This window comes from Grimontia celer, assembly GCF_900055185.1.
GTDB lineage: Bacteria > Pseudomonadota > Gammaproteobacteria > Enterobacterales > Vibrionaceae > Enterovibrio > Enterovibrio celer.
Genome location: NZ_FIZX01000010.1, coordinates 45,325 through 53,443 on the forward strand (window position 1 = coordinate 45,325; position 8,119 = coordinate 53,443).

The 8,119-nt window shown below is 49.6% G+C and carries 8 protein-coding genes; all 8 read right to left on the reverse strand.

Translation table 11 applies throughout. The features are described 5' to 3' along the window. Window positions 1-74: 74 nt before the first annotated feature. On the reverse strand, window positions 75-4,100 hold the full coding sequence (gene rpoB / locus GCE9029_RS24600; protein ID WP_002542037.1) for a DNA-directed RNA polymerase subunit beta: 4,026 nt from the start codon (window positions 4,098-4,100) through the stop codon (window positions 75-77). 228 nt (window positions 4,101-4,328) lie between these two features. Continuing rightward, window positions 4,329-4,697, reverse strand: a complete 369-nt coding sequence (rplL, locus tag GCE9029_RS24605) for a 50S ribosomal protein L7/L12 (RefSeq protein ID WP_002542039.1) — start codon at window positions 4,695-4,697, stop codon at window positions 4,329-4,331. A 60-nt stretch (window positions 4,698-4,757) separates the two neighbouring features. Continuing rightward, window positions 4,758-5,246: a 50S ribosomal protein L10 gene (gene rplJ / locus GCE9029_RS24610; protein ID WP_002542041.1), complete on the reverse strand. Its 489-nt coding sequence runs from the start codon at window positions 5,244-5,246 to the stop codon at window positions 4,758-4,760. Between the two features lie 233 nt (window positions 5,247-5,479). After that, window positions 5,480-6,184, reverse strand: coding sequence for a 50S ribosomal protein L1 (gene rplA / locus GCE9029_RS24615; protein ID WP_062667868.1), 705 nt, complete (start codon window positions 6,182-6,184; stop codon window positions 5,480-5,482). A gap of 4 nt (window positions 6,185-6,188) precedes the next feature. Further along, complete coding sequence (gene rplK / locus GCE9029_RS24620; protein WP_002542045.1) at window positions 6,189-6,617, reverse strand: 50S ribosomal protein L11; 429 nt, start codon at window positions 6,615-6,617, stop codon at window positions 6,189-6,191. Window positions 6,618-6,741: 124 nt separating this feature from the next. Further along, on the reverse strand, window positions 6,742-7,287 hold the full coding sequence (gene nusG / locus GCE9029_RS24625; protein WP_002542046.1) for a transcription termination/antitermination protein NusG: 546 nt from the start codon (window positions 7,285-7,287) through the stop codon (window positions 6,742-6,744). Between the two features lie 10 nt (window positions 7,288-7,297). Then, window positions 7,298-7,669, reverse strand: a complete 372-nt coding sequence (gene secE / locus GCE9029_RS24630) for a preprotein translocase subunit SecE (RefSeq protein ID WP_062667870.1) — start codon at window positions 7,667-7,669, stop codon at window positions 7,298-7,300. A 220-nt stretch (window positions 7,670-7,889) separates the two neighbouring features. Continuing rightward, window positions 7,890-8,119, reverse strand: a 230-nt coding sequence (locus tag GCE9029_RS24635) for an EF-Tu C-terminal domain-related protein (protein ID WP_497463375.1), incomplete at its 5' end; no start/stop codon positions are given.

The window sequence follows — 8,119 nt, forward strand, 5'->3', positions numbered from 1 at the left end:
ATTCCCTTTGTATTTGAGATGCAGCCTTATTGCTGCATCTCGTTTTACGCTGGGAAGTGCAAACAAGCCTGGGCTTATTCGTCTTCCAGCTCGATGTTGATACCCAACGAGCGGATTTCTTTCAGCAGTACGTTGAAAGATTCCGGCATACCCGGTTCCATGCGGTGATCGCCGTCGACGATGTTCTTATACATCTTCGTACGACCGTTCACGTCATCCGACTTAACAGTCAGCATTTCCTGCAGGGTGTATGCTGCGCCGTATGCTTCCAGCGCCCACACTTCCATCTCACCGAAACGCTGACCACCGAACTGAGCTTTACCACCCAGCGGTTGCTGAGTAACAAGGCTGTAAGAACCGGTAGAACGGGCGTGCATCTTATCGTCAACCAAGTGGTTCAGTTTCAGCATGTACATGTAACCAACAGTTACAGGACGCTCAAACTTCTCACCAGTACGACCGTCGAACAGGTTCAGCTGACCAGATTCTGGCAGGTCACCCAGTTTCAACAGTTCTTTGATTGCCGGCTCTGGTGCACCATCGAACACAGGGGTTGCGATTGGCAGACCGCTTCGCAGGTTCTTGATCAGCGTATGCACTTCTTCGTCAGTCAGCGTACTGATATCCACTTTCTGACGCGTGTCACCCAGATCGTAAACCTTCTGCAGGAACTCACGGAATTTCGCCAGTTCTTGCTGCTCTTTGATCATCTTATTGATCTTGTTACCGATACCTTTCGCCGCCAGGCCAAGGTGGGTTTCAAGGATCTGACCGATGTTCATACGAGACGGTACACCCAGTGGGTTCAGTACGATATCTACTGGCTCACCAGTTTCGTCATACGGCATGTCTTCAACAGGGTTGATCTTAGAGATAACACCCTTGTTACCGTGACGACCCGCCATCTTATCACCAGGCTGGATGCGACGTTTAACAGCCAGGTACACCTTAACAATCTTAAGGACGCCTGGTGCCAGATCGTCACCCTGAGTGATCTTACGGCGTTTGGTGTCGAACTTCTTATCGAAGTCAGCTTTCAGTTCGTCGTACTGCTCAGCCAGTTGCTCCAGCTGAGTTTGCAGTGCTTCGTCGTCAAGAGTCTGAGAAAGCATCGCCTGGCGATCCATGTTCGCCAGTTTGTCTTGGCTGTAACCAGCATTTGCCAGTACGCCACGAACACGTGCTACCAGACCACCTTCCAGAATAGAGAACTCTTCTGTCAGGTCTTTCTTGGCTTCTTTCAGCTGCATTTCTTCGATTTCAAGCGCACGCTTGTCTTTCTCTACACCATCACGGGTAAATACTTGTACGTCGATAACCGTACCAGATACGCCGTTAGGAACACGCAGAGAAGAGTCTTTTACGTCAGACGCTTTCTCACCGAAGATTGCACGTAGCAGTTTTTCTTCTGGAGTTAGCTGAGTTTCGCCTTTAGGCGTCACTTTACCGACCAGAATGTCGCCGCCTTTCACTTCCGCACCGATGTATACAACACCAGATTCGTCCAGCTTAGACAGCGCAGCTTCACCCACGTTAGGGATGTCAGCAGTAATTTCTTCGCTACCCAGTTTAGTATCACGCGCCACACACTGGAGTTCCTGGATGTGGATGGTAGTCAGGCGGTCTTCCTGTACTACGCGCTCAGATACAAGGATGGAGTCCTCGAAGTTGTAACCGTTCCAAGGCATGAACGCGATACGCATGTTCTGGCCAAGTGCCAGCTCACCCAGATCAGTCGAAGGACCGTCTGCCAGTACGTCACCGCGCTGCACAGGCTCGCCTGGCATCACACATGGACGCTGGTTGATACAGGTGTTCTGGTTAGAACGGGTGTACTTCGTCAGGTTGTAGATGTCGATACCTGCTTCGCCTGGTACCAGCTCATCTTCATTAACCTTAATAACGATGCGTGATGCGTCTACGGACTGAACCATACCGCCGCGTTTCGCAACAGCTGTTACGCCCGAGTCAACCGCTACTGCACGTTCAATACCAGTACCTACCAGCGGCTTATCAGCGCGCAGCGTTGGTACTGCCTGACGTTGCATGTTCGCACCCATAAGTGCACGGTTAGCATCGTCGTGCTCAAGGAACGGGATCAGAGATGCCGCCACCGATACAACCTGGTTGGTTGCAACGTCCATGTACTGAACATGGTCACGTGGGTGCAGACCTGATTCACCTTTCTGACGAGCAGTGATCAATTCATCTGTGAAAGAGCCGTCTTCATTCAGCGCGGCGTTTGCCTGCGCGATAACGAACTGACCTTCTTCAATCGCAGATAGGTAGTCGATGTCATCGGACACTTTACCGTCAACAACTTTACGGTAAGGCGTTTCCAGGAAGCCGTACGGGTTAGTACGCGCAAACGCTGAAAGCGAGTTGATCAGACCGATGTTTGGACCTTCAGGCGTTTCGATAGGACATAGGCGACCGTAGTGGGTTGCGTGTACGTCTCGAACTTCAAAGCCTGCGCGTTCACGCGTCAGACCGCCTGGACCCAGTGCAGAAATACGACGCTTGTGCGTGACTTCTGACAGCGGGTTGTTCTGGTCCATAAACTGTGACAGCTGAGAAGAGCCAAAGAACTCTTTAACTGCCGCAGAAATAGGCTTAGCGTTGATCAGATCCTGTGGCATCACGTTGTCGAGATCGCCAAGGCTCAGACGCTCTTTAACCGCACGCTCAACACGCACCAGACCTACACGGAACTGGTTCTCAGCCATTTCACCAACAGAGCGGATACGACGGTTGCCCAGGTGGTCGATATCGTCCACCTCACCGATACCGTTACGGATATCGATCAGCTTGCGCATCACTTCAATGATGTCATCGTGGCTCAGTACGCCCGGACCGGTCATTTCTTCACGAGTCAGGGAGCTGTTGAACTTCATGCGGCCTACCGCAGACAGATCGTAACGATCTTCTGAGAAGAACAGGCTTTCGAACAGCTGTTCTGCTGCTTCACGCGTTGGTGGCTCACCAGGACGCATCATGCGGTAGATTTCAACCAACGCGGTCAGACGGTCAGTCGTGCTGTCGATACGCAGGGTATCAGACATGTACGGGCCGTGATCCAGGTCGTTGGTGAACAGGGTTTCGATCTTCTTGTGGCCAGCCTGAGACAAAAGCGCCAGAGTTTCCAGGCTCAGCTCTTGGTTAGCACCCGCGATGATCTCACCGGTTTCCTCGTTGATGTAGTCACGTGCAGCAACTTTACCCACGATGTACTCAACAGGGACTTCAATTTGTTTCACGCCGTCTTTTTCGAGCTGGCGAATGTGGCGCGCAGTGATGCGGCGACCTTGCTCGATGTATACCTTACCGTCAGCTTCAATATCGAAGCTCGCAGTTTCACCACGAAGACGATCAGGTACCAATTCCATCACCAGTGACTTGCCCTGAACTTCGAAAACAACTTTCTCGAAGAACATGTCCAAGATCTGGTCGGTGGTGTATTCCAACGCACGCAGGATGATCGATGCAGGCAGCTTACGACGACGGTCAATACGTACGTACAGCAGGTCCTTAGGATCGAATTCAAAGTCCAACCATGAACCACGGTATGGAATGATACGCGCGTTATACAGCACTTTACCTGAGGAATGGGTTTTACCCTTATCGCTGTCGAAGAAGACGCCCGGGCTACGATGCAGCTGGGATACGATAACCCTCTCAGTACCGTTAATAACAAAGGTACCATTGTCCGTCATGAGTGGAATTTCACCCATGTAGACTTCTTGCTCTTTGATGTCTTTTACGGTGCCAGCAGGTGCATCTTTGTCAAACATCACCAGGCGCAGTTTAACGCGCAGTGGTGCAGAGTAAGTTACGCCACGGATCTGACATTCTTTAACATCGAAAACTGGCTCACCGAGACGATAGCTAACGTATTGCAGCTCGGAATTGCCGTTGTAGCTCTGAATCGGAAAGACAGAGCGAAAGGCAGCTTCAAGACCGTATTGCCCTTCTGGATCCTGCTCGATAAACTTTTCAAAAGAATCAAGCTGGATCGACAGCAAGTATGGCACGTCCAGAACTTGAGGACGCTTACCAAAATCCTTACGGATACGCTTTTTCTCGGTATAAGAGTAAACCATAGGGTTCCTCAGCTCGCTGATAAGTGACCCAAACTGTCCAGACTGAGGGACAGTAACTAATAACCACCGTTTACTGTAGGAACATCAGAGGGTTAATTCCGATGTATTTGCATGGTCAGCAGTGACTAAACGGGGTGCAAAATTCACCACTGCCCTACAGCGCAAAAAGGCCGGTGGCTATTTAGCCACCAGCCATTAGCCTTTTCAGGCTAAGAAGCTAAGCAATAATTACTTAACTTCAACAGAAGCACCAGCTTCTTCCAGATCTTTCTTCAGAGCTTCTGCTTCTTCTTTAGAAACAGCTTCTTTCAGAGGTGCTGGAGCGCCGTCAACAACTGCTTTCGCTTCTTTCAGGCCCAGACCAGTCGCGCCGCGAACTGCTTTGATTACTGCAACTTTGTTTGCACCAGCAGCAGTCAGGATTACGTCGAATTCAGTTTGCTCTTCTGCAGCTTCACCAGCAGCAGCGCCGCCAGCAACAACTGCTGCAGCAGCAGAAACACCGAACTTCTCTTCCATAGCTTCGATCAGTTCAACAACTTGCATTACAGACATTTCTGCAACTGCGTCTAGGATTTGCTCGTTAGTGATAGACATAACAATTCTCTTTAAAGTCAACAATTAGTTTAAATAGCAACCAGTAAAAAGCAATGCGAATTACGCAGCTTCTTTCTGATCGCGAACAGCCGCGATAGTGCGAACCAGCTTGCCAGCAGACGCTTCTTTCATGCACATCATCAGACGTGCGATAGCTTCGTCGTAAGTTGGCAGCGTTGCCAGTACGTCAGCGTTAGTCAGCGCGCCTTCGAATGCAGCAGCTTTGATCTCGAAATCTTTGTTCTCTTTCGCGAAGTCTTTGAAAAGACGCGCTGCAGCACCTGGGTGCTCAGTAGAGAACGCAATCAGTGTAGGACCAACAAAAATGTCTTTCAGACATTCGTAGTCAGTACCGTCTACTGCACGACGAGCCAGTGTGTTACGAACAACTTTCATGTAAACACCCGCTTCACGCGCTTGTTTACGAAGAGAAGTCATCGCGCCAACTGTTACGCCGCGAGAATCAGCTACAACTGCAGACAGGGCACCGCTGGCAGCTTCGTTGACTTCAGCAACAATTGCTTTTTTGTCTTGAAGATTTAATGCCATTTGGATTTGCTCCTGGATTGTTTTTACACCACTCGCTGCTTCACAGCAGGAGAGTAATTACGGCGCAGATCCAAGAAAGAAATATATCTATCATGTTCCTGGCACCGTCTACGTAGGTAACGATTAAGTCTTACTTATGTAAGACGCCTACGGTCTTGGACGAAGTTCGGCAAGCCGAACTTAGCCATAAATTTGAAGCGACGAATTATACAGCAACTCATCGCTTCAGGCAATTAGTTTGCTTGTGCGTCCAGAGTGTTCTGGTCAACCGCAACACCTGCACCCATAGTGGTAGAGATGCTTACTTTCTTGATGAAAGCGCCTTTCGCTGAAGAAGGCTTAGCTTTCTTCAGAGCTACCAGCAGAGCTTCCAGGTTACCTTTCAGCTTGTCAGCGTCGAAGTCAACCTTACCGATGGTGGTGTGGATGATACCGTTCTTGTCGTTACGGTAACGAACCTGACCAGCTTTAGCGTTCTTAACTGCTTCAGCAACGTTAGGAGTTACAGTACCAACTTTCGGGTTTGGCATCAGACCGCGAGGACCCAGGATAGTACCCAGTTGACCTACAACGCGCATTGCATCTGGAGATGCGATAACTACGTCGAAGTTCATTTCGCCTTTCTTAACTTGCTCAGCCAGGTCTTCCATACCAACGATGTCAGCACCCGCTTCTTTAGCAGCGTCAGCGTTCGCACCTTGAGTGAATACCGCTACGCGGATGTCACGGCCAGTACCGTGTGGCAGTACAGTTGCGCCACGAACGTTTTGGTCTGATTTACGTGCATCGATGCCCAGGTTAACAGCAACGTCTACACTTTCAACGAATTTAGCAGTAGCCAGTTCTTTCAGAAGAGCAACAGCTTCGTTGATGTCGTACTCACGAGTCACATCAACTTTCTCGCGGATTACGCGCATGCGCTTAGTCAGTTTTGCCATTGTCTTAACCCTCTACTACCAGACCCATTGAACGAGCGGTACCAGCGATTGAGCGTTTCATCGCTTCAATGTCTGCACCAGTCATGTCTTTCGCTTTAGTTTCAGCGATTTCCTGGATCTGAGCGTCGGTAACAGTACCAACTTTCTCAGTGTTAGGACGGCCTGAACCAGACTTAATACCTGCTGCTTTCTTCAGCAGAATTGCTGCAGGTGGAGTCTTCATTTCGAAAGTGAAAGAACGGTCGCTGTATACAGAGATAACTACTGGAGTTGGCAGACCTTTCTCTAGAGATTCTGTACGTGCGTTGAACGCTTTACAGAATTCCATGATGTTCACGCCGTGCTGACCCAGAGCTGGACCAACTGGTGGACTTGGGTTAGCCATACCAGCTGCAACTTGCAGCTTGATGTAAGCTTCTACTTTTTTAGCCATTACTAAATACCTAAATTTGGGTTCAAACGTCTACTTTCGACAAGCAGACTCCCCGTTTAACAAAAGGGCGCGAAATTGTATTCAAATTTCGCGCCCCTCGCAACTGTTACCGAGCAAAAAATGATCAGGATTTTTCTACTTGGCTGAATTCCAGTTCTACCGGTGTTGCACGGCCGAAGATAGAGACAGATACCTTCAAGCGGCTCTTTTCGTAATCGACTTCTTCTACCACACCGTTGAAGTCCGCAAATGGGCCTTCAGTAACACGGATAACTTCACCCGCTTCATACACAGTTTTGTGTACTGGCGATTCGCTCGCTTTCTCCAGACGGTTCAAGATAGCGTCCGCTTCTTTATCAGAAATCGGCGCTGGGCGATCTGGTGTACCGCCGATGAAGCCCATTACACGTGGTACGCTACGCACCAGGTGCCATGACTCATCGTTCATCAGCATCTGAACCAAAACATAACCTGGGAAGAACTTACGCTCGCTCTTGCGACGCTGACCTGCGCGCATTTCAACTACTTCCTCGGTCGGTACCAGTACCTCACCAAAGAAGTCTTCCATCTCGTGCATTTTGATATGTTCTTTCAGCGACTTCGCTACACGGCCTTCAAAGCCAGAGAAAGCCTGAACAACATACCAACGTTTTTTTGGAGCTTCGCTCATGTAGTTAACCTCACACGCCAGTGAATAGGCGGACCAGACGGACCATGATTCCGTCGATGCCCCACAGGATGAGCGCCATGACGACAGTGACAGCCAGAACGATGAGAGTGGTCTGCAAAGTTTCCTGGCGAGTAGGCCATACCACTTTACGCACTTCCATACGCGATTCACGTGCAAAGTTGATCGCTGCTTTACCTTTGGCAGTTAGTGCGGCAACACCACCAGCGGCGGCAACCAACATAACTACAGCTGCAGCTCGTAGCACGACAGACATATCACTGTACAGGCTATTTCCCACTACCGCTACGGCCAATAAGGCAAAGACCACAACCCATTTCAGGGCGTCCATTGACCCGGTTTGGGCTTCAGCATTCGCTTTCATACATTCTACCTGTAACTAGTCTACTTCATAGACGACAACAACCTCGCGTCAGCGAGGTAAAAGAACAAGGAAAATAGCTTTAGATTCATATGATCGTCTATTTTCTTATCCCTAAAACAATGTTCACTGCGGCAAATCGGTGAAAAAAAGTTCAATCCAAAGATTTGGCGCAGAAAAAGGGCATCAAATGATGCCCTTTTTGCTAGTCCGTCGTCAAATCTTATTCGACGATTTTAGCAACAACGCCCGCACCAACAGTACGGCCGCCTTCACGGATTGCAAAGCGCAGACCTTCGTCCATCGCGATTGGTGCAATCAGAGTTACAACCATTTGGATGTTGTCGCCTGGCATTACCATCTCAACGCCTTCTGGCAGTTCGATAGTACCGGTCACGTCAGTAGTACGGAAGTAGAACTGTGGACGGTAGCCTTTGAAGAACGGAGTATGAC